17 protein-coding genes and 3 pseudogenes are annotated in these 24,534 nt (G+C 63.5%); 2 read left to right on the top strand and 18 right to left on the bottom strand.

Translation table 11 applies throughout. From position 1 onward, the window contains the following. Positions 1-23: 23 nt before the first annotated feature. Positions 24-4,550: a hemagglutinin repeat-containing protein gene (locus tag ACNQPL_RS14520; RefSeq protein ID WP_416467108.1), complete on the top strand. Its 4,527-nt coding sequence runs from the start codon at positions 24-26 to the stop codon at positions 4,548-4,550. 144 nt (positions 4,551-4,694) lie between these two features. On the opposite strand, the pseudogene ACNQPL_RS14515 reads toward ACNQPL_RS14520, so the two are convergent. The 18 genes and pseudogenes from ACNQPL_RS14515 to ACNQPL_RS14430 all read right to left on the bottom strand — a co-directional run. Then, positions 4,695-4,748, bottom strand: a pseudogene (locus ACNQPL_RS14515) (RHS domain-containing protein); the annotation flags it as partial. A gap of 3 nt (positions 4,749-4,751) precedes the next feature. Further along, a pseudogene (locus ACNQPL_RS14510) lies at positions 4,752-5,180 on the bottom strand (hypothetical protein); the annotation flags it as partial. 130 nt (positions 5,181-5,310) lie between these two features. Further along, entirely contained in the window at positions 5,311-5,826 is a 516-nt protein-coding gene (locus ACNQPL_RS14505; protein ID WP_416467107.1) for an SMI1/KNR4 family protein, read from the bottom strand. Between the two features lie 323 nt (positions 5,827-6,149). Beyond that, positions 6,150-6,389, bottom strand: a pseudogene (locus ACNQPL_RS14500) (hypothetical protein); the annotation flags it as partial. Positions 6,390-6,599: 210 nt separating this feature from the next. Then, complete coding sequence (locus tag ACNQPL_RS14495) at positions 6,600-7,016, bottom strand: SMI1/KNR4 family protein (RefSeq protein ID WP_416467106.1); 417 nt, start codon at positions 7,014-7,016, stop codon at positions 6,600-6,602. Further along, positions 7,010-11,242: an RHS repeat-associated core domain-containing protein gene (locus ACNQPL_RS14490; RefSeq protein ID WP_416467105.1), complete on the bottom strand. Its 4,233-nt coding sequence runs from the start codon at positions 11,240-11,242 to the stop codon at positions 7,010-7,012. Before ACNQPL_RS14490 ends, ACNQPL_RS14495 begins: the two co-directional genes overlap by 7 nt. Positions 11,243-11,561: 319 nt before the next feature. Beyond that, positions 11,562-12,221 carry a type II secretion system protein N gene (gspN, locus tag ACNQPL_RS14485; RefSeq protein WP_416467104.1) on the bottom strand — a complete coding sequence of 220 codons (660 nt, stop codon included), beginning with the start codon at positions 12,219-12,221 and terminating at the stop codon, positions 11,562-11,564. Then, complete coding sequence (gene gspM / locus ACNQPL_RS14480) at positions 12,218-12,604, bottom strand: type II secretion system protein GspM (RefSeq protein ID WP_416467103.1); 387 nt, start codon at positions 12,602-12,604, stop codon at positions 12,218-12,220. Before gspM ends, gspN begins: the two co-directional genes overlap by 4 nt. Further along, on the bottom strand, positions 12,601-13,689 hold the full coding sequence (locus tag ACNQPL_RS14475; protein ID WP_416467102.1) for a GspL/Epsl periplasmic domain-containing protein: 1,089 nt from the start codon (positions 13,687-13,689) through the stop codon (positions 12,601-12,603). Before ACNQPL_RS14475 ends, gspM begins: the two co-directional genes overlap by 4 nt. Continuing rightward, complete coding sequence (locus tag ACNQPL_RS14470; protein ID WP_346611877.1) at positions 13,686-14,276, bottom strand: prepilin-type N-terminal cleavage/methylation domain-containing protein; 591 nt, start codon at positions 14,274-14,276, stop codon at positions 13,686-13,688. Before ACNQPL_RS14470 ends, ACNQPL_RS14475 begins: the two co-directional genes overlap by 4 nt. Next, a complete protein-coding gene (locus ACNQPL_RS14465) occupies positions 14,273-14,641 on the bottom strand; it encodes a type II secretion system protein GspI (RefSeq protein WP_416467101.1) in 369 nt (122 codons plus the stop codon). Before ACNQPL_RS14465 ends, ACNQPL_RS14470 begins: the two co-directional genes overlap by 4 nt. After that, a complete protein-coding gene (gene gspH, locus ACNQPL_RS14460; protein WP_346611879.1) occupies positions 14,638-15,075 on the bottom strand; it encodes a type II secretion system minor pseudopilin GspH in 438 nt (145 codons plus the stop codon). The genes ACNQPL_RS14465 and gspH overlap by 4 nt, the downstream gene beginning before the upstream one ends. Before the next feature lie 3 nt (positions 15,076-15,078). Beyond that, positions 15,079-15,513, bottom strand: coding sequence for a type II secretion system major pseudopilin GspG (gene gspG, locus ACNQPL_RS14455; protein WP_416467100.1), 435 nt, complete (start codon positions 15,511-15,513; stop codon positions 15,079-15,081). A gap of 18 nt (positions 15,514-15,531) precedes the next feature. After that, entirely contained in the window at positions 15,532-16,734 is a 1,203-nt protein-coding gene (gene gspF, locus ACNQPL_RS14450) for a type II secretion system inner membrane protein GspF (protein WP_416467099.1), read from the bottom strand. A 3-nt stretch (positions 16,735-16,737) separates the two neighbouring features. After that, complete coding sequence (locus ACNQPL_RS14445) at positions 16,738-18,186, bottom strand: GspE/PulE family protein (RefSeq protein ID WP_346612068.1); 1,449 nt, start codon at positions 18,184-18,186, stop codon at positions 16,738-16,740. After that, positions 18,186-20,126: a type II secretion system secretin GspD gene (gene gspD, locus ACNQPL_RS14440; RefSeq protein ID WP_387525323.1), complete on the bottom strand. Its 1,941-nt coding sequence runs from the start codon at positions 20,124-20,126 to the stop codon at positions 18,186-18,188. Before gspD ends, ACNQPL_RS14445 begins: the two co-directional genes overlap by 1 nt. A 21-nt stretch (positions 20,127-20,147) precedes the next feature. Continuing rightward, positions 20,148-20,573, bottom strand: a complete 426-nt coding sequence (locus ACNQPL_RS14435) for a pilus assembly protein PilZ (protein WP_416467098.1) — start codon at positions 20,571-20,573, stop codon at positions 20,148-20,150. Beyond that, the gene (locus tag ACNQPL_RS14430; protein ID WP_416467097.1) at positions 20,570-22,210 is read right to left on the bottom strand and encodes a lipoprotein UxpA; all 1,641 of its coding nucleotides are present in this window, start codon (positions 22,208-22,210) and stop codon (positions 20,570-20,572) included. The genes ACNQPL_RS14435 and ACNQPL_RS14430 overlap by 4 nt, the downstream gene beginning before the upstream one ends. A gap of 224 nt (positions 22,211-22,434) precedes the next feature. Between ACNQPL_RS14430 and ACNQPL_RS14425 the strand changes: the two genes are divergently transcribed. Further along, the gene (locus ACNQPL_RS14425; protein WP_416467096.1) at positions 22,435-24,513 is read left to right on the top strand and encodes a PhoX family protein; all 2,079 of its coding nucleotides are present in this window, start codon (positions 22,435-22,437) and stop codon (positions 24,511-24,513) included. Positions 24,514-24,534 lie beyond the last annotated feature (21 nt).

Raw genomic sequence — 24,534 nt, 5'->3', positions numbered from 1 at the left:
CCCACAACAAAGAGAACGAGAACATGCAGACACTCTCGCAGATACCGTCTACCCGCCCCGATACCTTGCGCTGGAAGATATTCCTAGCCCTGCTCGGCCCCTCTACCGCGCTGGCTCAGGGCGGCCTGGAAGCAGCCGCTGGCCCTGGGGGTACTCCCGTCATCAACAACGGCCACGGCGTGCCGGTCATCGACATCGTCGCCCCCAACCCCAGCGGGCTGTCGCACAACCAGTATCTCGATTACAACGTTGCCGGCGCCGGCGTGGTGCTGAACAACGCCGTGCAAGCCGGCCAGTCGCAACTGGCTGGCGCGCTTGCTGCCAATCCGCAGTTCCAGGGCCAGGCAGCCTCGACCATTCTCAACGAGGTGGTCAGCCGCAACGCATCGTTGATCGAAGGCCCGCAAGAGATCTTCGGCCGCCCCGCCGACTACATCCTGGCCAACCCCAACGGCATCACCCTCAACGGTGGCAGCTTCATCAATACCACCCGCGCAGGGTTCCTGGTGGGCACGCCGGAGCTGCAGGAGGAACAATTGAAAAATCTCGACACCTTGAACGCCAGCGGCACTTTGCAAGTGCTCCAAAGGGGCCAGAGCAATGCCGAAGGTGCGCTCGAACTGATCGCGCCGAAAATCGACAGCAAAGGTTTGCTGCTGGCCGGGCAAGACCTCAACGTCACCGTTGGCCGCAACCGCATCGGCTACAGCGACGGGCAGGTTATCGAGCATCTGCCCGGTACCCCTTCGAGCATCGACGCCAACCTGTTCGGCGCCATGCGCGCGGGGCGTATCCGTGTGGTCAGCACCGCCGAGGGTGCCGGGGTGCGGGTGGGGCCGGTGCAGGTCAAAGCCGATCAAGGCATCACCATTCAGTCGGCCGGTACATTAGAGGTCAGTGGCAGTGCCGACCTAGCGGGCGAGTTGATCAGCGAGCACGGCACCATGCTGCTGACAGCCGCCGATGACCTGACGCTGACGGCCGTCGACGGTCGCGCCGAACGCATCGAAATCAAGGCGGGCAAGAAGCTCACTCTGGATGCCGCTAGCCGCGAAAAAATCGCGCACGAGCGCGAGGACTGGAAAAAAAAGTTCCTGTTCGTCACCCGCGAGACCTACAGCCGGGAGCGCACCACCACCGACAGCCATCTGCGCGGCACACAACTGAACAGCGCTGACAGCACCCTGTTGCAGTCCGGCGCGGACATGCGCCTGGTAGCGGCCGACGTGAATGCCGGTGGCGACCTGACCGTCGACAGCGGCGCCAACCTGGACATCGTCGCAGGCATCGAGAGCAAACGCAGCAGTGAAGCAGTCCGCCACCGCAAAGACCTGTGGCGCGGCGACTCGGACACCACGCAGTACAACGAAACGGCCAAAGGCAGCAACCTCAATGCCGGGCGCATGACGATCAAGGCCAACGACACGCTCACTGTCAGTGGCAGCAAGCTGCACAGCACAGGCGACATGGACATGAACGCCGAACACATTGAAATAGGCACCACGGCGCTGCAGGCCCAGGGCACCCGGCGCAACTACCGGGGCGACCTGGTCTCCGGCACGTTCTTCGGTGACCGCAAAGGTAACGACACTCAAGGCCAAAGCCTTGCCGGCAGCAGCGTTACGGCAGATGGCCTACTCAACATGACCGCCGACCAGGTCAGCATCAAAGGCAGTACCGTTCACGGCACGCAAGACGCGGTGCTCTACAGCGAAAAAGGCGCGCTGGCGATCGAGGCGGACTACGGCAGCACCACCACCACCGAGCGGGACAGCAACAGCAAGCTGTTTGGCCTGATCGGCAGCCAACATGAGCGCACGGACCGCACCCAGCAGGTGCTGGTCAGCGACGTGAGCTCGTCCAGCAACCTGCGCCTGGCCAGCGCCGAGGAAATGCGCATCCGCGGTTCCAAAGTCGAGGCGGGTGCGCATCTGCAGGTCGAGGCCAAGGGTGACCTGACCATCGACAGCGGGCAATCGGTCATCGACAGCGAAACTCGTAGCCAACAGCGTCATTTCACGGCCAGCGCCAAGCAGACCCAGGCAGCCGAGGACGGCAAACCCGAGTCGCGGCAATACGCCGCTGGCGTGGCGTACGACGTTGTCACCAGCACGGGTAAAGCGCACAAGGTTACCCAGCAGGCCAGTGAGCTGATGGGCGCAACCGTTGGCCTGGACAGTGGTGCCCACCTGCAGGTCAACGGGTCCAACGTCCAGGCCACCGCGGGCGATTTGAACGTCCAGGCCAGGCAGGTGACCCTGGGCGCGACCCGCAACGAAAACGAATCATCCAGCAGCACTGCCCGCAGCGGCGGCGGCCTGACCGTCACGGGTGGCATCGATCGGCTGGGCAGCCTGTTCGAAGGCCATCACAACGTCGAGGCGGTCACCGAGCGCGACAGCAAGGCGCAACGCAGCGAGCTACAGGCCAGCGGGGGTCTGAACATCCGCGCCGACGAACTGGTCACCGAAGCCGCGCGCGTGAAGGCTGGCAATACCCTCAAGGTCACCGCTAAACACATTGAAAACCGTGCCGTGATGGACACCCACGAACGTGAGGAGCAGCGCAACGACTGGTCGGGCAGCGTCGGTGCCAGCCTGGAGTATCGCGACCTGACCCGGCCGATCGAGCGCCTGGTGCTGGGCGAGGAAGCCGCACGCTTCCAGCAAGCGTCCCCTGAAGATGCGATGGTGGCGCCCAGCGTTGGCGGCGACATGACCATCGACCACCTCAAGCGCCTGGAAAACCAGCGCCGCGGCGTTGCCCAGGTAAGCGAGCTGGCCGGGGCTGCGGTGGAGGTAAAGGCCGATACCATCGATGACCACGGCACAGCCTGGCGCGCCAATGCCGGTGAGCTGAAGATCGAGGCCGAGCAACATCATGTGCGCGCCGCCGAGAACACCGAGGACGCCACCCTGCAGCGCCTTGCCTACGGTGGCGACTTGCGCGTGGACACCAGCACCGGCCAGGATTTGAACGTCCGCGCTTCTGGCAAGGGCGGCTCGCTGGACACGCAGAAAACCGCCAGCACCGCCGTGCCAGGCAGCCTGTATGGGCAACAGGGCATTCAGGTGCAGCTGGGAAGCGATGGCCGCTACGAGGGCACGCACATCGATGGTGGTGACGGCGACGTGGTCGTCCAGAGCGCCGGCACGCTGTCGATGACCCAGGCCAGCGATCATGCTCAGCAGGTATCGCGCCAGCTCGACGGCAACGCCTGGGCCAAGGTTGGCAACCGGCCTGGCAGCACCGGCGTCGATGGCCGTGGCTACCTCGACCATCGTCAGCAACAGGCCATGCAGACCACGGCGCACGTGGCACAGATCGATACCAAGGGTGGCGTGCGCCTGCTCAGCGAGGGTGATCTGCTGCTCGAAGGCACCCGCATTGGCAGCCGCGAGGCGAAGGTCGGCGATACAGTCGTGGAAAGTGGCGGTGGGCTGCAGGTCAAAGCGGCCAACAATACCCAGCAAGCCAATGGCGCAAGCCTCGGTGGCGGCATGGAGCTGGCCGTCAAGACCGGCAACACCCAGGGCGGGGCCATTGGTGGCCACTTCAACCACGGCAAGCAGAACGAAGACGCCCGCCAGGCGGTCGACGCGCACATCGAGAGCACCGGCAAACTGACCCTCGGCAGCCGTGCTCGCGAAGAGATCGCCGTGCACCTGGCAGGCCTGCAGGCTTCGGCGCAGCAAATCGACATTCAGGCCGCCAATGGCGGCGTGCTGGTCGAGGCGTCGTCCAACCTCGAGCGCCGCGACAACCTGGACATCACCGCCGGTGCCGGTTTCAACCTGTCCAAAGGCGCGACCGACACCCGCGGGCTGCATGGCCGTGCGCAGGTCGACCTGGACAAGCGCGACAACCACACCTCGAACGCCGGCAACCTGCGCGCCGAAAACATCGACCTGCAAAGCCGCGGTGACATGCGCATCGAAGGCGTCAGCCTGGAGGCCGGCCGAATCAGCGGCGCAATCGATGGCGACCTGCACATTGCCAGCCGCATGGACAAGGTGGACACCCTCACCGTCAAGGGTGATGTACGCCTGAGCCAGGAGAAGAACCCGCAGGGCTACGCCAACGCGGCCAGCTCCGTTACCACCCCGCTGGGCAGCAAGGTAAGCGACAAGGCCGGCTCGGCCGCAAGCAAGGTAGACCCCGGCTTCTCGCCAACCTTCAGCCTGGATGTATCGCATGAGCAGCGCAACAGCGTGGCCCAGCAGGCGGTACTCAAGGGCAGCGACGGAATTGACCTGACGGTCGGTGGTGATGCTCAGCTGGTGGCTGCGAGGTTGCAGTCGGCGAAGGGTGACGTCGCCCTTAAGGCCAACGCGGTAACCCAAGCCTCACTCAGTGGCAACGACTACCGCCGGGATGTGTCGATCGATGCCTCCAATTCGCCGGTAGACCTGGGCACCGCGATAGCCCAGGTGGCCAAAAACAAGGGTGCGGCGGCTGGGGAAAATGCACTGGACCTGGGGCTGCTGCGTACCAGCGGGCATAGCCGCAGTGAGCAGTGGGCTTCGAGCATAAAAGGGAAAGCGAACTAACCGAGGCTGAAAAACGCTTTCGACTGGACGTCGCTTTCCAAGTCCGGCAATCCGCTTGGGCTTCCTTGGGCTAACTAAGGTGGCCCACAGCGGGTGATAGTAGAGCAGGCCCCCCCGAGGGGGCCGAGATTAATGGCAGCGACCTCACCCTCGCTTATTGCTCAGTTCTAACGGCGTACCAAGCTGATCGGTATGGAATTAGTAGACCTTCTGCCCTTCCCCTTCCACCTGATCCACCCGCGCCAGCGGTGCGTAGCTACCCGGCTCATACAAATACAGAATGCTCTGCCCCGGCGTCTCTTCCCGCAACATCCGCAGCCCTTGCCAGAGGAAGTGCTTCAGCTCCGTCTCGCCGGCGATTTCAGCGCTCTTGGCAATGCGTCGCCCCAAGCTGTCATAGCGATAAGTCCCGACGCTGTGCTGTTGCCCATTTACCAGCGTCTCGGCACGCACAAGCCGGTTTTCGCAGTCATAGCTGGCGTCGTAACCAAAGCAACTGGTGAGTTTACCCTGGATGCGATACACCTCGCAGTGCAAGTCATCACGCTCCATGTCGCTGATGACCTGACCATCCAGGTTCAGCTGGTGCAGGTGGCCGCTGCCGTACAGGTGGTTGACAATGCGGCCGTCCAGAACTGGCGGCGAAAACCTAGCTTAAATCACTGACGTCTTACACCTAAACTGGCACCCTACGACGCCGGAGCGGATTACATTTAAAAGAAACACCACCCCAGCGAACGCATAAATAATGATTGCAAGATCACTCTTCAATCATAACCACACCTCCACCAAGTGCGGAGACCAGACCAACCAAAAGATCATCAATATCTTCAGCAATGGCATACAAATGGCCGCAGCCATTCTGCTCAGCTATGTCATACCCATTCACTGAATCAGACTCATGCAAATGAGTTCGATCCCAATAATAGATGCCTTCCCGGCCTGCCTCACATATTAGTACATAGGGGTTTCCGCCTCCGTCCTCGCCGATAGCCAATACGCTCCCTATAAAACTCAACTCACCAATGAATTCATTATTAAAGCTCACGAGATCGTTACACTGCTCTTCAGGGACGACCCCAAAAAGACGATCAAAGCTTATGACCCCGTCATCAATAGCTGGCAGCGGCAGCTGGCCATAATCTGGCTCAGCCAGATAACAACCATTCATCCTTCTTAAAAAATTTCTATACTTACTCGGAAGCGGTAAGTTTAGAGCAGACTCAAGAGCACTCACCTCAGAATCCTTCAAGCCAGACTTACATACTATCGGCATATTATCACCTAATTAACAAGTAGCCTTCATGCTTTTGACGCCACCGGAGCGCGTAAATCTCTTATACATTCCCTAGGAATTTATCGCATCGTCCTCATACTTTCATAATGATGCAAAGTACTCAACAATCCGCCTTTCCCTAAGGCGCTAGCGCATCCGATATACCAAAGTCGCCACCGGCGTGACCATTCATTGGCATCAGGCCCGGCAAACTGAAGTCGACTTCGTCGGGGTTCATTGTGCGCCCGCTGGTGAGGTCTGCCGGTCAGGCCGCCGATTGCCCGGCGGGCGCCCGGTTCGCCCACGTAACGGCTGGCGACTTCGCCGTCGTTGTAGGTAAACCGGCGCGTCAGGTTATCCACCCGCACTTCTTCCACCAACGGGCCGAGGCATCGTAGGCGAAGCGGTACGTGGCGTTGTTCTCGTTGATGAGTGCGGGAGCGCCTTGTCGTACTCGTAGCGCACCATTTGCCTTTCGGGTCGCTGCGCAGGCTTGGAAAACCACGGCCCGTGCGCAGCAGGCGGGTGGTCTGGCCTTTGCCGTCGGTGGTGAGCACCTGGCCAAAGAACAGGGTGATCTATATCCAGCTTTGGTTTCACGACCTATCAATTATCTATATAAATTTAGCCGCCCGCCTATTGTGGCGGCGCAATGTATAAACTTTCCATAATTACTAAAGGCGGCGTACACTTAGCCCACCACGCCACTCCAACTCACAACCACCCCTCACCGCAAGCGACTTACCGACAGCAATATCTGGCAGATAAATTTTTTAGCTTCCACGAAGTGAGCTAATAAAATCATCAAAACTCGAACAAACCCTTTCCAAACGCATTTCATCTTGAAGCCACAAATATACCACCCCGGCATCTTCTCTTTTCAAAGAAAGCATAAAGCTGTTCCCACCATCATCATATGCAAAAGGAACACAACCAACAAGAATACTGTCTTGACTTGCATACTCCTGCATTAATTTCTCAATCGGCAGATTACCAAATTTAATTGAGTTGAAACCATTTATGCTAAACACATACTCATCACCTTCGACCTCGGTCGCTTCGGGAAAGCCGCCATTATTCTTCAGATAAATCTTCTTAAATAGAGGCGGAAGTTTTCCTCCTGCCAAATATTCAATCTGGGAGAAATCACCTATATCAATAGCCGATTCAGACTCTTCTAGATCTAACATGCAGTAGTTCCTCCTACCTTTTTCGCTGCCGCTGGTTTCCTGGCAGGGAATGTATATGACTTCCCGGTGGCTGCCTTGTACTGGGCCACTCCTCCTTTATGAGGAACGCCTTGGTGTGCTCTTTGCTCCACTAGCTGCATAGTACCCTTGTTAGTTTTAGGTTCATAGTCATCCAGATGGTGCCAAACATAGCCACGCGGGGTCGTTTTCTGATTCAATTCAGCGACCTTATTCGCTGCCTCAAAATCTTTAATGTAGTCACCCGTGTATTCTATTGTCACTATAGGACTGACATTAGGATTCTTCGCATAGAGGGCATTACTGCCAGAATAATCTAATCCTCCCCCCAGCGTCTTCGTTACACCGGAATACCCGCGCTCTGCAAGTATGCTTAATGCATCCAGCCCAAGTGGATCCACCCAAGCTGTTGGGTTGGCTACGTATTGGTATAGATTCCAGTCACCCCCCAAACCAATTGGGTCTTGGCTAATAAACCGTCCTATTTCAGGCTCATAGTATCTGAACGTGTTGTAGTGCAGTTGAGTTTCGTTATCGAAGTACTGGCCCTGGAAGCGTAGGTTCTGCTCGACCTCAATGACCGTCATTTGCTCTACGGAGCCCCACGAACGATAAGTCGCCTGCCAGACGATCTCACCCTCGCTATCCGTCAGCTCCAGCGGCGTACCAATCTGATCGGTATGGAAGTAGTAGACCTTCTGCCCTGCCCCTTCCTCCTGATCCACCCGCGCCAGCGGTGCGTAGCTACCCGGCTCATACAAATACAGAATGCTCTGCCGCGGCGTCTCTTCCCGCAACATCCGCAGCCCTTGCCAGAAGAAGTGCTTCAGCTCCGTCTCGCCGGCGATTTCAGCGCTCTTGGCAATGCGTCGCCCCAAGCTGTCATAGCGATAAGTCCCGACGCTGTGCTGTTGCCCATTTACCAGCGTCTCGGCACGCACAAGCCGGTTTTCGCAGTCATAGCTAAAGCTCTGCAGTTTGCTATGCCCTGAGCGCTTCTCGATCAGGTTGCCCCACGGGTCATAGCGATACTCCTGATCCCGCCAGCGCTTGATACGGTTGTCCTTGACCTTCTCCAGTTTTCGCGCATTGAAGTCCAAGCGGTTGGCTGCCGGGTCATAACGGAACTCTTCGCTACCTACGAGGGAACCGGTATCGCGGCTGCGCAACTGGCCGTTGGCTTCGTACTCGTATTTGATTTCGCCACGCAGTTTATCGAGGGTGCGCACCAATTCACCCGCCGGATCGTACTGGAAACGGCGGTGGATGGGGTTGTAGGCATGCTCCACCAGCAGTGAAGTGTTGATGCCGGTATTGTGCACCTGCGACAGCTTGTCGGCCGGCAAGGTCGAGGCAAACTGCCAGGCTTTGCGCCCCATGGCGTCGTAACCAAAGCAACTGGTGAGTTTGCCCTGGGTGCGATACACCTCGCGGTGCAAGTCATCACGCTCCATGTCGCTGATGACCTGGCCATCCAGGTTCAGCTGGTGGAGGTGGCCGCTACCGTAGTACAGATGGTTGACCTGGCGACCGTCCGGCAAGGTCAATGTGGTCAAGTTGCTGAGCGGGTCATAGTCGTAGCCCAACATCCCTTGTGCTGAGGTCTCTTGGGTCAAGCGACCCAACACGTCATAGGCGTACTCCAGCGTTTCCTCAGTCACACCATGCTGCTTGCCAATGCCGGTGGGTTGGCGCTGGATGCTCAGCAACCGGTCGATTTGATCATAGGTGAAGTCTTGGCGGGCATCGCGGTTGAGCTTGGCGACCAGGCGGCCAATCGGATCGCGTTCAAACAGCGTATGGCGCTCCGGTTGGTCGCCATGCTCGCCGTAGCCGATTTCGTCCAGCCGGGTCAGATGACCGCCGTCGTTGTAGGTAAACCGGCGCGTCAGGTTATCCACCCGCACTTCTTCCACCAGCCGGTCCGAGGCATCGTAGGCGAAGCGGTACGTGGCGTTGTTCTCGTTGATGAGTGCGGTCAGGCGCAGCGCCTTGTCGTACTCGTAGCGCACCATCCCGCCTTTCGGGTCGCTGCGCAGGCTTGGCAAACCATGGCCCGTGCGCAACAGTCGGGTGGTCTGGCCTTTGCCGTCGGTGTGGCTGAGTACCTGGCCAACGTCGTTGTAGGTGAAAGCCTCCGCCGTGCCGTCCGGATGGCTGATGCGCAGCACTTCGCCGTTCGGCTTGCGTTCAAGCGTGGTGGTCTGGTTCAGCGCATCGGTCACCGCCACCAGGTGCTGCCGCTCGTCATAGCGGTAGTAGGTGCTCTTGCCCGAACAGTCCTGATACCGCTCGACCTGGGCGTGGGCGTTCCACCACAGGTACTTGGACCTGTAGGTGGCATCGACGATGGTGTGCGGCAGGCCATCTTCGCCGTGGAAGTATTCGGTCATCTGACCGAGTGCATCGAATTCGGCCAGCAGGTTGCCCTGGGCGTCGTAACGCGCTCGCCAGGTGCTACCGTCGGGATACGTGACCTGGGTCACCAGGGTGGTCAGGTGGTGGTATTCGTAGGCGATGGTGCGGCTCAGCGGGTCGGTTTCTTCGAGCAGGCGGGCGAACTCGTCGTACTTGAAGTGCAACTGGTTGCCGTCCGGCAGGGTCAGGCCGACCATGTTGCCATAATCGTCCAGGTCGATGGCGTAGCGTTCGCCGCCGTAGTCGCGGCTGGCGATGACGCGGTAGTCTTCGTTGTAGTGAATCTCCAGCTCACGGCCCAGCACGTCGGTGGCCCAGCTGGTGCGCGCTGCGAAGTCGTAGCGGAAGTGGAAGTGCTCGCCGTCGCTGGTCCAGTGTTCGACCACGCGCGGCTGGCCGTCGAGGGTTTCCCAGCGGTAGTGGCAGCCCAGGCCAATGGCGTTGCTGTGGGCCACCATCACGCCGTCGGCATAGCTGAAGCTGCGCACGGTGTCGCCGTTGCGGTTGACCACGGCACTGAGCTGGCCGTGTTCGTCGTAACGGTACTGGGTCAGCGTTTCGACAGCCTGGTTGTCGACCACCCGCTTGATGTCGGTCAGCCGGCCCAGGGGGTTGTCGTAGTGCAGGTGCACGCGTGTGCCGCCGGTAGCGCTGATGTCGGTCAGCGTGCCTTGTTCGGTGCGGGTGAAGTGCAGGAAGTGGCCGAAGGCGTTTTCGATGCGCTGCAGCGGGACGTCGGTATTGGTGTCCGGCACCTCGCCGAAGTAGAAGAACAGGTTGTCCAGCGTCTGCAGGATGTAGTGGCCGCCTTCGGTGCACACCAGGTACACCTGCTCGTGCGGGTTGTAGATGCGCTCACCCGGCGGGATGTCCACGAACGGAACTTCGCGGCCCTGGTTGTCGGTGAGGTAGACGAAGTAGCCGCTGCGGCGCAGGCTTTGCTCCCACGGCAGTACCCAGCCGCGGCCGAGCACGCTTTCGACGGTGAGGTCGCTGGCGTAAAAGCGTGACCATTCGATCGGCATCAGGCCCGGCAGGCTGAAGTCGACTTCGTCGGGGATCAACTTGCGGCCTGTGGTCAGATCGACTGGGTTACCTGCCATACCGCCCAATACCCTGCGAGCCACCGGCTCGACCACATAGCGGGCAGCCACCTCGCCGGCCACGAAGCCCGCCGTGAATCTCATGGCGCACGGCATGGCGGCCTTCAGGCCGGCCTGGGTGCCGGTCTTCAGCACGCTGGCGAGACCACCGGCGGCACCGGCGACGGCCATCAGTACATCCACGGTGGTGCGCAGCCATTGTGGGATTTCGTCATCCACCGGCAGGTAGCGGTACGTGCCGCCGCCGATGAAGACGTTGTTCGAACCACCGGAAATGCCCGCGCCGCAGGTCAGCTTGTCGCCCTTGCGCGCGGCCGCCACGCCATTGATGAAAACATTGGTCGAGCCTTCGGCGATCTGCATCGGACCGGGGTGCTTGGTGCAGGCGCCGATGCTCTTTTCAACCCGCGCGGCCTTGCGGTTGTTGATGAAGACGTTGGGTGAAGCCGTCGTTATCGTCCCACAGGGGGACTTGAACAGACTGCCCAGCGCCTCGCCGGCAGCGGTCAGCAGGCTGCCCCCGACACCTGCCGCGATGCCGGCCAGCAACGCCACGCCGAAGCCACAAGTGAATGTGGCGATGGCCACCGTGGCCACCAGCGCGATGCCTAAGGCAGCACCCAGCACGAACCCGCCCAATGCGCCCGTATGTGAAATCTCGTCGCCGAACCTGGCTGCTTCGAACATGACGGGTTACTCCCGTTCGCCAGATACGGCATAGCCTGCGACCCTGTCGCGCCGATCCATTGACCTCAGCATCTCCCTGAAATGCACGGTAAACGTCTCAATCCAATTGCCGTGTGATCATCCGTGAAAGGCGCGAAGTAAATAGTTTCGGGCGTTGCCCTGTCAACCGGGCGCAAGCATTGTCCGGCGCGGGCTAGAGTGGGCCAGAGGCGATATCAGAAAGCCATACCTCAAAGAAATCGGGCGTCCCGAGCGAGCGGTAGGCACTTCGTTTGAAAGCCTGTTTTTGTAACTTCAGAAACGTCCGTAGGAACAATCGCTACCAGTTGATCTCCTTCCGCCCAGACAGCGCCTGCGGCCCCAACCACTGCATGCTCCGTAACAAGGCAGTCAGACCAGCATCCGATTGCACATCGAATACCACTGTTGCCCGACGCGCCAGCAGGTCGGCATCCAGCTTGAGTTCCTGTTCGCCCTGCTGCGCCAGTTGCCCGCGAAGGTGCCAGCCAGCATGGCAATCCACCTCGACCCAGCCCTGCCCCAACCCCAGCGACCACGGTTCGCTCAAAGCCAGGTCGGTTACGCTTACCCGCCCTTGGCTACCTCGACACTGGCGCCCCGCGCCGTGCATGCGCAGCGCCCCCTGCCATTGCCCGGCCAGCCGGAAGTCGGTGAGCACCGTCGGCTGGCTACCCAACGCGGTAGCGTCGAGCTGCCAACGCCATGGCCAACCTTCCGCGCGCAACTGCCAGCCCTGCCCTTGAAAACCCAGCTGCGCATCGGCTTGCAAGCGCCAGGGCTGCAGCGTCCAGGTCATGGGGCCGACAGGCCCGAACTGGCGGGCCTGGCCGTGCCACAGGCTGCCGCTGACATCGTGCAGCGGCAGGCCAGCGACGCGTACCACCCAGGCGGCAGGCAGCTCTATCAGCAAGGTCAGGCTGAAGACCAGCCCAGCCCACAACCAACACCAGCGCCTCATGGTTGCATCACCAGATCGAAACGCAGGCCCTTGGCATCCTGCTCCAGGCCCCACTGCAGCGGCCGGGCGCCTTCTGCCTGCAAGGCTTGCATCCAGCCTTGCAGCACACGCTCATCGGCCACCTGGCCGCGCAGTTGCCAGTGGCTGCCTTGCGCCTCGACGTCGACAAGCTCGATCTGTCTGGCCTGGGCAGACTGGCGCAACCGCTCCAGGCTTACCCCTGGGCCGCTGTGCAAAGCGCCAGCCTGCTCTGCCAGAACACCCCACTGCCTGAGCTCGCGCCACTGCGAGAGGCCTTCGCGCAGCACCACGAACGCCAGTAATGCGCCGATCAGGCACCACGCAAGCGGCAGGCGATAGCGCTGAATCCACTCTCGGGTCATGTTGCCGCCCCCAGATCGAACACCACCTGCGTTGACGGCGCGGTGCCTTGCACCTGCACCGCTGCGCCTGCGGCGCTGGCCATTTCTTGCCATGGCGGCGCGCGCCCTTCGCCGTCCAGGCGCAGGTGCCAGCGTTGGCCGTCAAAGCGCACTGCTTGCAGACGCCAGGCTGGGTGGTCCTGCAGCCAGGCGTGCAAACGTGTCTGCAGGTCGTCCAGCTGGCGCATGCGCAGTTGCTGTTGCACATCGGCCTCCCTCAGGCGCTTGAGGGCCTGCGCCGCGTGCCTTGGCGTGGCCTGGGCGCCGGTCACCGCCAGCACTTGCCCTCGCCATGTCTGAACCTGGCGCCATTGCTGGCTTGACCACAACGCGCCCCACACCGAAGCCAGTAGCAGGCAGACCACGATCAAGCGCCGCTGGGGCGCTGGCACGCCGGGTAGCGCGCGCACCGAACGTGAGCGTTCGAACAGGCTTGGCAGGTTGTCCAGCGGCGCCAGCGCTAACGGCCAGCGACCGGCCAAGGCTACTGTGTGCAGCCCGCTCCAAGGCTGCTGCGGCAAATCACCCAGTGCGTCCGGCCACGCCAGCCAATGTTCACGGCTGTCGTCACAGAGCCCACGGTAGAGGCTCAGGCCAGGCGCCCGCTGCCACTGCCAGGCCGCACCCGGCTCCGTTGTGGGCAGCAACTGGAACTCGGCCCAGCAGCGTTCAACCTCAAGCCCCCATTCGGCGCATTGCCCACGCCAGTCATCCAGGTGCTGCCGTGCTACCGCCAACAGGCGCAGCTGCCCGGCCTGGCGAGACAGGCAGGCGCATTGCACCTCCTGCGCCCCCTGCAGCAAATGGTCTTCCAGCAGCAATGGCCACTCGTCACGCTTGAGGCCGGGCGGTGCCGCTAGCTGAAACTGGCTGCACAGCGGGCCCGGGATGATCAGCGCTACCCGTGCCTGCAGGTTCGCGGGCGGCTCGCCCTGCCCTTCACGCTGTGCCACCCCATCTTCGACCAGCACCCAGTCCCAGATTTCGCCCGGGCGCACCAGCAGCCACGGCCGGGCCGGCGTACGTCGCCGCCATTCAAGCTTCATGAACGCCCCCACGGGAGGATGAAGGTGCAGACATAAGGAGCTCCATCGCGCTGCAGTTCCACACGCACGCCACGGCCGGGGTGCGCAGGTTGATCGGAGGGCCAGGGCAGCCAGCGGCCACCCTGGTGATAAAGAACAGTGAAGGCACTGACCTGCTGCAGTTGCTCTCGCAAGACCCAGCGCGGCTCGCTGGCGGCGTACAGGTCTGCCGAAGTTTCCAGCAGCAGGCGTTGCTCGCGGGCGTCGAAACGCAGGCGCTGGCGCTGCAGCCGCGAACCGCCCTCGGCTTCGGGCAACGCCGTGGCTGCCACCCACAGCAATTGCTGACGGCCCGCCTGCCAGTCGAGCCAGCGGCTGGCCAGTGGCAGGCGCTGCTCGTACACCCGGCGCAGTGCCGGGCTGTCGAAGCGCCGCTCCAGGGCCAGGCAGAACTCCAGCACGCGGGTTTCCTGTTGGCTGCTCTGCAACCGTTCGCGGACCTTCAGCCAGCCATTGACCAAGGCGGCAAGCATCACCCCAAGCAAGGCCGTCAGCGCCATCGCCACCATCAGTTCGATCAGGGTCAAGCCGAGCTGGCGCTGCTTCATGGGCGCTCCAGAAAGACCGTGTACTGGCCAAGCGGCAGGCGCTGGTCGCGGTCGGCGTACAGCTGCATCTCGCCACGGCGCAGGTCGCGCACACCGGTGCGGCGCAGTTGCAGTAGCCAGTGGCAGGCCTGGCCACCCTGGAGCAACACGCCACTGGCCTGGCTGCTCGCCGGCCAGAACTGCTCGACGGCAAAACGCGCTTGCAGTTCGCGGGCGCACAGCACGCCCAGGCGATGCTGTTGCACGCTGTCCTGTACCGCCAGGCGCTGGCGCAGGACCTGGCTGGTGATCACCGCCAGCACTGCGGCGATCGCCAGCGCCACGGTCACTTCCAACAGCGTGAAGCCGTGCTGCTGGCGCTTCATGGGGCCAGCCCGACGCGCAACTGACCGTCACGGCCCCACGCCCACTGCTGGCTGCCTTCGGCCCAGCGCCAGTGGACCGTGCCCGGCTGCGCCCACCCCTGTGGCGTGAACAGCAAACGTGGCTGGCTGCTGGCTGGCCAGTCCGGGCGCAGGCCCTTCGGCCAGTCACCCAGGCTGACCGCTTCGACCACCCAACCGTCGCGTTCACGGCGCACGAACTGCGGGTGCTGGCCGGTCCAGCGCAGCCCGCGCAACTGCCCGGCGTGCCTGGCCAATGCAGCCTGCGCCTGGACGTGCGCGGCCAACCGCTGCAGCGCCTGGTCGACACTGGCTTTGCCGCTGTCGAGCCAGGCCACGGCGAGCCCGGTCATGAGCCCGGCGATCGCCAGCACCACCAGCAACTCGAGCAGGCTGAAACCCTGTTGGCCGCGCATCGATCACAGCGCCCAGTTGCCCAGGTCGGCATCCTGGCCTTCACCGCCCGGCACACCGTCTGCGCCCAGCGAATACACGTCGACCCGGCCATGCTCGCCCAGCATGCGGTACTGGTAAGGCGTGCCCCACGGGTCTTCGGGCAGGCGGCGCACATAGCCGTCGCTGCGCCAGGCACGCGGCAGCGGCTGCTGTGTCGGTTTTTTCACCAGTGCGGCCAGGCCTTGCTCATTGCTGGGGAAGCGCAGGTTGTCCAGCCGGTACATGTCCAGCGCCTGTTCGAGCGTGGCCAGGTCGGCCATGACCTTTTGCCGCATGGCCTTGTCCTGGTTACCAAGCACACTGGGCGCGACCACCGCGATCAGCAGGCCGATGATGAAGATCACCACCATGATTTCCATCAGGGTGAAGCCGCGCTGGCGGGTACGTCGATGCTGCATGGGGAAACTCCTTGTCATCTACAGTTGCAGGCCCTGGTTGAGTTGCATGATCGGCAACAGCACCGCCAGCACGATGAACAGCACCACGGCGCCCATCACCAGGATCATCAGGGGTTCGAAAAGCGCCATGGCGGTGTCCACCTGGCGGGCAAAACCGCGCTCCTGGTCATCGGCCACGCGTTCGAGCATGTCGGCCAGGGTGCCGCTGGCCTCGCCGCTGCCGACCATGTTCACCAGCAGTGGCGGGAACTGTTGGCAGGCGTCCAGCGCCCGGTGCAGGCTGGTGCCGCCCTGCACCTGCTGGCGCACCTGTTCCATCGCCAGGCGGATGCGCCGGTTGCCGACGGTTTCGGTGGCCACCTGCAAGGCTTCGAGCAGGGCCACCCCGCTGCTGGTGAGAATTGCCAGGCTGCGTGCCAGGCGGGCACTCTCCAGCACCTGCAGCAACCCGCCAATGCGGGGCAGGCGCAGCAGCAGGTCATCGCGGCGCAGGCACCAGTGCGGTTTACGCAGCAGCCAGCGGGCCTGCAGCGTGGCGAGAACTGCCAGGCCCAGAAGCCAAGGCCCGGCGTGCACAAGGCCCTGGCTGAAGCCGATCAGCAATGAAGTGATCAGCGGCAGGCTCTGGCCCGCATGGGCAAACTGTTCCGTGAGCTTGGGCACGACAAAGGTCATCAGGCCGATCACCACCGCCAGGGACACGCCCATCAGCACGCAGGGGTAGATCAACGCGGTGCGTGCCTTGTGCTGCTGGCGCTGCACCTGCTCCAGGTGGTCGGCCAACCGTGTCAGCACCTGGGCCAAGCGGCCCGAGCGCTCGCCGGCCTCGACCAGCGCACAATACAAACCGGTGAACGGCGCGCCTTGGCGGGCCAGGCTGGGCGCCAGCCCCAGGCCTTCGGCGAGCGAACCACGCAAGGCCACCAGCACCCCGTGCAGGGCGGGCTGGCGCAGCTGGCGTTCCAGCGTGGCCAGGGCATCGACCAGAGCAATGCCGGCACCGGTCAAGGTCGCCAGTTGACGGGTCAGCTCGCACAACTGCGCCCGGCTCAGGCGCTGGCGGCGCGGTTGCCGGGTGCTGGCGTCATGGCGCTGTAATTGCCGGGCAAACAGCCCCTGCTCGCGCAGCAGCTGGCGCGCATGGCGCTCGGTGTCGGCCTGCAGGCTGGCTTTGTGGGTCTTGCCGGCAAGGTCGACGGCCTGGTAGCGAAAAGTCGGCATAGGTCAGCCCTGCACCACGCGCAGCACTTCGGCCAGGCTGGTCTCGCCGCGGGCCAGGCAGTCACTGGCCATCGTCACCAGGCTCTGGCGGCGCTCGGCCAGGTAGTCCTGCATCGCCAGCTCGCTGGCGCCGTCGTACAGCAGCGCGATCAGGCCCGCGTCCAGCTCGATGAATTCATAAAGGCCCAGGCGCCCGATATAACCGCTGCCCTGGCACTGTTCACAGCCTACCGCGTGGTAGCTGCTGCCCAGCGCTGCAAGCTCCGGCCACAGCGCGCGCTCGGCTGCCTGCAGCGGCTGCGCCACGGCGCAACTGCACAGGCGCCGCACCAGGCGCTGGGCCAGCACGCCGCGCAGGCACGAGGCGATCAGGAACGGCTCGATGCCCATGTCGCGCAGGCGGGTAACTGCGCCCACCGCGCTGTTGGTGTGCAGCGTCGACAGCACCAGGTGCCCGGTGAGGCTGGCCTGCACGGCGATTTGCGCGGTTTCCTGGTCACGGATTTCGCCGAGCATGATCACGTCCGGGTCCTGGCGCAGAATGGCGCGCAGGCCGCTGGCGAAGGTCAGCCCGGCGCGCGGGTTGATGGCGGTCTGGCCGATGCCGGCGATGGCGTATTCCACCGGGTCCTCGACGGTGAGGATGTTGCGGCTGCCGTCGTTGAGGCTGTTGAGGCTGGCGTACAACGTGGTGGTCTTGCCCGAGCCGGTCGGGCCGGTGGACAGGACGATCCCATTGGGCCGCGCCAGGCAGCTACGCAGGCCCTGCAGCACTGCTGCCGGCATGCCCAGGTTGGTCAGCGACAGCAGGCTGGCCTGCTTGTCGAGCACGCGCATCACCACGCGCTCGCCGTGGATGCCCGGCAGGGTCGAGACGCGCACATCCACCTCGCGCCCGGCGGCGCGCAATGTGATGCGGCCGTCCTGCGGCTGCCGCTTTTCGGCGATGTCGAGCCGCGCCATGACCTTGATCCGTGACACCAGCATCGCCGACAGCGCACGCGGCGGGCGCAGCACTTCGCGCAGGTGCCCGTCGACGCGCAGGCGCACCACCAGGCTCTGTTCGAAGGTCTCGATATGAATGTCCGAAGCGCGCAGGCGCAGGGCCTGGCCGAATAGGCCGTTGATCAGGCGGATCACCGGCGCTTCGTCGTCGCTTTCAAGCAAATCCTCGATGCGCGGCATTTCGCTCATCAGGCTGTTCAGATCGACCTGGTCGCCGATGCCCTCGATCAGCGCTGCGGTGGCGGCATCGCCAGCCTGGTACAGCTGGCCAAGGCGTTCGTCGAAGGCAGCAGGCTCCAGGTAGGCAAGCGCAACAGGGCGGCCATGCACACGCAGCAGTTCCTGCAACTGATCGCTGTCGGCATCGCGGCGTAGCCACAACTGCCAGCCGGCCTCTGCCGGGGCCATGGCCAACCCGGCCTGGCGCGCCAGGCGATAGGGCAGCATCACCAGTCACCGCCTTCGAGGCGTGCACGGCTGGCCGGAAACACGCGCTGAAGCTGGCCGTCCTGTGCCAGGTCGGGCAGTTTCAGCGGCGTGGTCTGCTGCAGGGTGCGGTACTTGTCTTCGCTCAAACCGGCCAGGCTCGGCCCGTCACGCAGGATGCGCGGGCGGATGAACACCATCAGGTTCTGCTTGGTGTTCTTGCTGGCGTCGGAGCGGAACAGCCGGCCCAGGCCCGGAATATCACCGAGGAACGGCACGCGCTGGTCGCTGGTGCTCAGCTCGTCACTGATCAGCCCGCCGAGGATCACCAGGCCATTGTCCTCGACCATGACCTTGGTCTTGATCTCGCGCTTGTTGGTGATCACGTCGCTGGCAGCGCTGGAGTCGGCGATCGATGAAACCTCCTGGACGATGTCCAGGCGCACGCTGTTGTCGATGTTGATCTGCGGCTTGATGCGCAGCTTGACCCCGACTTCCTTGCGCTCGATGGTCTGGTACGGGTTGGCGTTGTTCTGGGTGACGGACCCTGTGACGAAGGGCACTTCCTGCCCCACCAGGATCGACGCCTCGGCGTTGTCCAGGGTCAACAGGGTGGGCGTGGACAGCAGGTTGAAGCCGCTCTTGCCTTTGAGTGCGTTGACCAGCATGGCGAAGTTGAAGCCACCGCCGATATGGCCGATGCCGACGGTGGCACCGGTGGTGGCCGACAGCAGGTCACCGAGCCCTTCGTTGTCACCACTGGCGGCGGCGCCAGCGATGTTGGCGATGTTCACCCCGTTGCTGCCGAAGTTGACGATGCCGGCACCAAACTTCTCATCGGCAAACAGCCACTGCACGCCAAGCTCCTGGGCGCTGCTGTCGGAGACTTCGGCGATGATCGCCTCGACCACCACCTGGGCGCGGCGGATATCCAGTTGTTCGACAATGGAGCGGTAAGCGGCCAGTTGGCTATCGGGGCCTACCATGACCACGGCGTTGGTGCCTTCCTCGTACTCAAGGCGGATGCCCGAATCGCTGGCGGCGGCCATCACCGGTTTGTCCTTGCCTTCGCCTTCGCCTTCGCTTGCACCTTCGCTGGGCGCTGCGCCTTCCTGGCTCAAGCCGCGCAGCACCTTGACCACTTCGCCGGCATTGGCGTGACGCAGGTAGATCACCTGGGTGTTGCTGCTCTGGCGGTTTTCGCTGGGCTGGTCGAGCTGGCGCAGCAGCGCCTTGACGCGGTCGGTGCTGCCACGTACCAACAAGGCATTGCTGCGCGGGTCGGCGACCACCTGGGTGCTGTCGGCGCCTTGCTCGCGGGCCAGCAGGCGGGTCAGCAACTGCGCGGTGTCGGCAGCGCTGGCGTGGCGCAGCGGCATGACCTGCAGCGGCTCGTCGCTCACCTGGTCGAGCTGGCGCAACAGGCTGTCGATGCGTTCGAGGTTGCTGCGCCAGTCGGTGACCACCAACAGGTTGGCGGCAGGGTACGGGGTGATTACGCCGACGCGCGGGTCGATCAATGGCTTGAGTATGCCGAGCATCTGCTCGCTGGCGGCGTTGCGCACATTGAATACCCGGGTAGCCACGCCGTCACTGCCTGCGGACTGCTTGCCAGCCGGCTCCACCGGTACCGGCTCCAGCCGCGCCGCCTGGTCGGGGACAATCTTCACACTGCCATTGGGTAGGTCCACTGCGGCGTAGCCCTGGGCGCGCAACTGGGCGAGGAAGATGTCGTAGATGGCATCGGCATCGTGGCGGTCGACAGTACGCACGGTGACCTTGCCTTTTACCCGGGGGTCGACAATGAATGTGGTACCGGTGATCCGCGACACGCTGTCGATGAATTCGCCCAGCTCGGTATCGACGAAATTCACTTCGTACAGCGGCGTGCCATTTTCATCGAAGGTTTCCGGTTCTTCTGCCCAGGCCATCGTCAGGGCCAGGCTCAAGGCAGCGGCCACGCAATATCTCACCAGCATCGTTCATCCTTGCCGCTTGAAGCCGGTCACGGCGGGGCGTGGCGGCCAGGGCAGGCGCTCACGCCGCCCCTGGTTGTCGAAAATGAGGCCATCGGCGTCGATGTCCTGTAACACGATCCCCGGCGCCAGCCGCTGGCCGCGGCCGAGGGTGCGCACCTGCTGGCCGTAGCGCAGCACCACCACGCTGGCCGACAGCGGCTGGGCCTTGAGGCCACCGAGGTATTGCAATGGCAACCGGGTGAGCGCGATTGCGCCGTCGTCGAGTGGCGCCTGCCAGTGGCCGACCAATAAACCCGGCAATGGCGTATCGGCGGCTGCGAGAGAGCTGGCCGGGTGCGGCTGGCGGCCCAGTTGCAGCACGCATTGGGCGGCCAGCCAGCCGGCCAGGGTCAGCAGGCCGCCGGTGAACAGGCGCGAGGCAATGCTCACGAAACCACCTGGCGTGGGTGCCAACCCGGGTGGCCTTGTACGTAGCGCACCTCGGGCAGTTGCAGGGCCGCCAGTTGCCAGCCCGGTTGCTGGCGCCCGAGCCAGGCCTCGACCCGCTGCCACAGCGGCTCACCGGCCTGGGTTTCGAACTGCAGGCCAAAGGTGCGACACAGGCCCTGAACCGGGACCAGGCCAGTGATGCGCTTGCCTTGCGGGCTGTAACTAACCCCCCAGGCCTGGCCCTGCCAGCGCGGCAGGTCCTGGCTGTTGTCCAACAGCAGCGGGTCGCCGAACAGTTGCTCGGCGGCGTTTTCCAGCACCTGTTCGACCTGCCGGGCCGGGGCCTCGACCACCGGTGCCGGGTAGCCGCCAGTCAGGCTGATCAGGTGTTCGCGGGTGATGGGCTCACCGGCGGCCAAGGGGTAGTCGTAGCGCAGGCCCGGCAACAGCACCGGCAGGCTGCTGTCACCCGCCAAGGCTTGATGCAGCAGGCGGTCCCAGCTACCGCCGCGGGTGTCGCGACGCCACAGCGCCTGCGGGGCGCGGGCGAGCGGTTGGTCGAGCCACGCGGCATGGCCGGCGCGCTGCTGGCGCAACTGGGCCTGCAACTGGCTGGCGCGTAATTGCGCGGCAGGTGATAGCTGCTGGCTAACGGCGGGGAAGAAGCGCCCATCGAATTGCCACTGCCCCGCCACTTGCTGGCAGCGCAGGCGAAACGCACCGCTGCCACGGCAACCGGCAAACAGCACGGGAATGCGCCGGCCGCTGGCCTGGGTCGCCTGCACGGGGGTCGGCCACAGGTCCTGGCCGCGTGCGCAGAGCAGTACGTCGATTTCTGGCACCCGTTCGGCCAGCCACAGGCCTGGCCCGGTGCCGACATCGGCCAGCGCCACCACCAGGTCCGCCTCCCGACGCGCTTGCTCGAAGGTGGGCAACAGCGACCGATACCACTGTTTGAGGGAGGCTTTCTGGTCCTGGGCGTAAGGGTCGGTGACGCCCACCACGGCGATGCGTACGCCGCCTCGGTCGAATACGTGCAGCGGCTCCAGCCCCAGGGCTATACGCTGTTGGTCAGCAAGGCCGGCGCCGAGCGTGACCGCAGAAGACTGGCGGTAAAGGGCCGCGCTGCGCTGCGGCCAAAGTACGCGCTCATCGCTGCTGACCCGCGCTTCACTGCCCAGCAGCTGACTGCCCTGCGGGCCGCTCTCGCCTTGAGTGAGGTAAGCCAGGCCACTGCCATTCCAACCCTGGCCATTCTCCAGGGTCAGGCTGTTGCTCTGGCCCGCCTCCCCACGCAACTGCTCCAACAACGCCGCGAGCACCGCGTAACCGCCCACTTGCAGCGTTGACGCCTGGTTGGCATCGAGCAACGGCGCAAGGTGTGGGTGCCCCAGGCTGGCGCTGGTGCCGGTCATCCACGGCGCACGGCCCAGGTGGCTGACCGGGCCCAGGCGGGTCGCCGGCACCACGGGCAGGCCGGGCTGGCGCGCATCGAGGGTGTCGGCGACATAGAGCAGGTCCACGCTGGCATTGCCGCCACCCTGGCCTGGGAATGCAGAACAGGCGCCGAGCAACGGTGCCAAGGCACCGATTCCCATCCAGCTGATCACTTCGCGCCTGTGCACACTGCTTGCCATCGGGCCCGCCATCCTTATCCGAGTTCTCTTTGGGCTCCGGATGTTGCGGCGTTGGCATTACAGTTTGATGGCAGAAATCCGACAGCCATTCCAAATTGATCTGTCGGACACACAAGTAAGAACTGACAGTTTTAAAGGCCCGTTAACATTTCTGCCAAGGAATCATCACACTAGCGCTCTAAAGTCGCGGTTTCTTTCAACTCAGCTACTACAAGGACACCCTGATGAGTCGAGAATCCGGCGACAACGTTGACCGCAACGCTAGCGGCAACCTGCCCATGGCCAGCGTCATGGACGCTTACCTGAGCCGTCGCAGCGTGATGCGCGGTAGCCTTGGCGCCGCTATCGCCATGATTGCAGGTACCGGCCTGACCGGCTGCTTTGACAGTGGCGGTTCTGACAACGACGACCCGGTAACCGAGCCGCCTGTGACCGAGCCACCGGTTACCGAACCGGAACCGGAACCGAAACTGGCCCTGGGCTTCCAGTCCATACCGGGTTCGCGCACCGACGCCTGCGTCGTCGCAGCCGGCTACAGCGCCTACGTGCTGGCACCGTGGGGCACGCCGCTCAACAGCAACGCCAACCCGTGGAAATCGGACGGCAGCAACACCTCGACCGACCAGGCCAATGCCATGGGCATGCACCATGACGGCATGCACTTTTTCCCCATCAATGGCAGTTCGGAAGACGGCCTGCTGGCGATCAACTTCGAATACATCGACGCGGCCGCCCTGCACCCCAACGGCCCCACCACCGACGTCAGCGGCAAGCGCCCGGCCGAGGAAGTGCGCAAGGAAATCAACGCCCACGGTGCCGGCGTGGTACGCCTGCAGAAGCTCAACGGGCGCTGGCAGGTGGTCGACAACGACCCGCTCAACCGCCGCTTCACCACGGCTTCGCGCATGGAGATCACCGGCCCGCTGCGCGGCACCGACCACGTCAAGACCAAGTACTCGGCGGCCGGTACCCACTGCCGAGGCACCAACAACAACTGCGGCAACGGTTACACCCCGTGGGGCACCTACCTGACCTGCGAAGAGAACTGGCCAGGCATCTTCGTCAACAAGGGCACACGCCCTGAAGACCAGCGCCGCATTGGTGTCGGCACCTCCAGCGGCCAGTACAAGTGGGAAAGCGCTGCCGGTGACAGCACCGAAGTCAGCGACGAATTTGCCCGCTTCGACGTGACCGTCAAAGGCGCCAGCGCCACCGACGACTACCGCAACGAAGCCAGCACCTATGGCTACATCGTCGAGATCGACCCGTACAACAGCAGCACCCTGGCCACCAAGCGCACCGCCCTTGGCCGCTTCCGCCACGAAGGTTGCTGCCCGGGCCTGCCGGTGGTGGGCAAGCCGCTGGTCTGGTACATGGGTGACGACTCCAACAACGAGTACCTGTACAAATTCGTCTCCACCGCCGTGTGGGACGCTGCCGACGCGAACCCGGCCGACCGCCTGGCCACCGGTGCCAAGTACATGGACCAGGGCAAGCTTTACGTGGCCCGCTTCAATGCCGACGGCTCGGGCGTATGGCTGTTGCTCGACGTGGCCACCCCAACCGCGGCCGGCACTACCCTCGGCGCGCTGTACGGTGACCTGCCCGGCATCATCCTCAACACCCGTGGTGCGGGTGATGCGGTGGGTGCAACGCCGATGGACCGGCCAGAGTGGACCGCAGTGAACCCGCTCAACGGCGATGTGTACCTGACCCTGACCAACAACAGCGCGCGCACCCCGGAGAAAGTCGACGCAGCCAACCCGCGCGGCCCGAACCGCCACGGCCACATCATCCGCTGGCACGACAGCGACGATCAGTTGAGCTTCACCTGGGATATCTTCGTGTTCGGCGCCAACGCCGCAGGCACGGCCGACATCAACCGCTCAGGCCTGACCGAACTCAACCAGTTCGCCAGCCCCGACGGCATGAGCTTCGATAGCCGTGGTGTGCTGTGGTTCGAGACCGACAACGGTGAGAGCACCCTGACCGACTACACCAACGACCAGCTGCTGGCGGTGATTCCTACCGACCTGGTGGATGGCACCGGCAAGCAGGTGCCGGTCAATGCCCAGAACCAGGTTGACCTGCGCCGCTTCTTCGTCGGGCCGAATGGTTGCGAGGTGACCGGGATTGCCTTCAGCCCGGACAACAAGTCGATGTTCGTGAACATTCAGCACCCGGAGAACTGGCCGTATACCGACAAGGCCACCGATGCTACCCCGGCGGGGGCCACGGTGCGGCCGCGGGCTTCGACGGTGGTGATCCAGCGGGATGATGGCGGGGAGATCGGGACAGTCTGATCCTGTTCGCATCAGGGCCGC

Source organism: Pseudomonas sp. LFS044, from assembly GCF_047978245.1.
GTDB lineage: Bacteria > Pseudomonadota > Gammaproteobacteria > Pseudomonadales > Pseudomonadaceae > Aquipseudomonas.
The sequence above is the reverse complement of the archived record's forward strand: the minus strand, read 5'-3'. Positions and strand labels throughout refer to the sequence as shown.

Excerpts from the sequence above, each read along its gene's own strand:
- gspH (WP_346611879.1), bottom strand. The coding sequence starts at position 15,075 with ATGCGCGGCCAACAGGGTTTCAGCCTGCTCGAGTTGCTGGTGGTGCTG.
- ACNQPL_RS14475 (WP_416467102.1), bottom strand. The coding sequence starts at position 13,689 with ATGAAGCTTGAATGGCGGCGACGTACGCCGGCCCGGCCGTGGCTGCTG.
- ACNQPL_RS14465 (WP_416467101.1), bottom strand. The coding sequence starts at position 14,641 with ATGAAGCGCCAGCAGCACGGCTTCACGCTGTTGGAAGTGACCGTGGCG.
- ACNQPL_RS14505 (WP_416467107.1), bottom strand. The coding sequence starts at position 5,826 with ATGCCGATAGTATGTAAGTCTGGCTTGAAGGATTCTGAGGTGAGTGCT.
- ACNQPL_RS14490 (WP_416467105.1), bottom strand. The coding sequence starts at position 11,242 with ATGTTCGAAGCAGCCAGGTTCGGCGACGAGATTTCACATACGGGCGCA.
- gspG (WP_416467100.1), bottom strand. The coding sequence starts at position 15,513 with ATGCAGCATCGACGTACCCGCCAGCGCGGCTTCACCCTGATGGAAATC.
- ACNQPL_RS14445 (WP_346612068.1), bottom strand. The coding sequence starts at position 18,186 with ATGCTGCCCTATCGCCTGGCGCGCCAGGCCGGGTTGGCCATGGCCCCG.
- ACNQPL_RS14430 (WP_416467097.1), bottom strand. The coding sequence starts at position 22,210 with ATGGCAAGCAGTGTGCACAGGCGCGAAGTGATCAGCTGGATGGGAATC.
- gspF (WP_416467099.1), bottom strand. The coding sequence starts at position 16,734 with ATGCCGACTTTTCGCTACCAGGCCGTCGACCTTGCCGGCAAGACCCAC.
- ACNQPL_RS14470 (WP_346611877.1), bottom strand. The coding sequence starts at position 14,276 with ATGAAGCAGCGCCAGCTCGGCTTGACCCTGATCGAACTGATGGTGGCG.
- ACNQPL_RS14495 (WP_416467106.1), bottom strand. The coding sequence starts at position 7,016 with ATGTTAGATCTAGAAGAGTCTGAATCGGCTATTGATATAGGTGATTTC.
- ACNQPL_RS14520 (WP_416467108.1), top strand. The coding sequence starts at position 24 with ATGCAGACACTCTCGCAGATACCGTCTACCCGCCCCGATACCTTGCGC.
- ACNQPL_RS14425 (WP_416467096.1), top strand. The coding sequence starts at position 22,435 with ATGAGTCGAGAATCCGGCGACAACGTTGACCGCAACGCTAGCGGCAAC.
- gspN (WP_416467104.1), bottom strand. The coding sequence starts at position 12,221 with ATGAGGCGCTGGTGTTGGTTGTGGGCTGGGCTGGTCTTCAGCCTGACC.
- gspM (WP_416467103.1), bottom strand. The coding sequence starts at position 12,604 with ATGACCCGAGAGTGGATTCAGCGCTATCGCCTGCCGCTTGCGTGGTGC.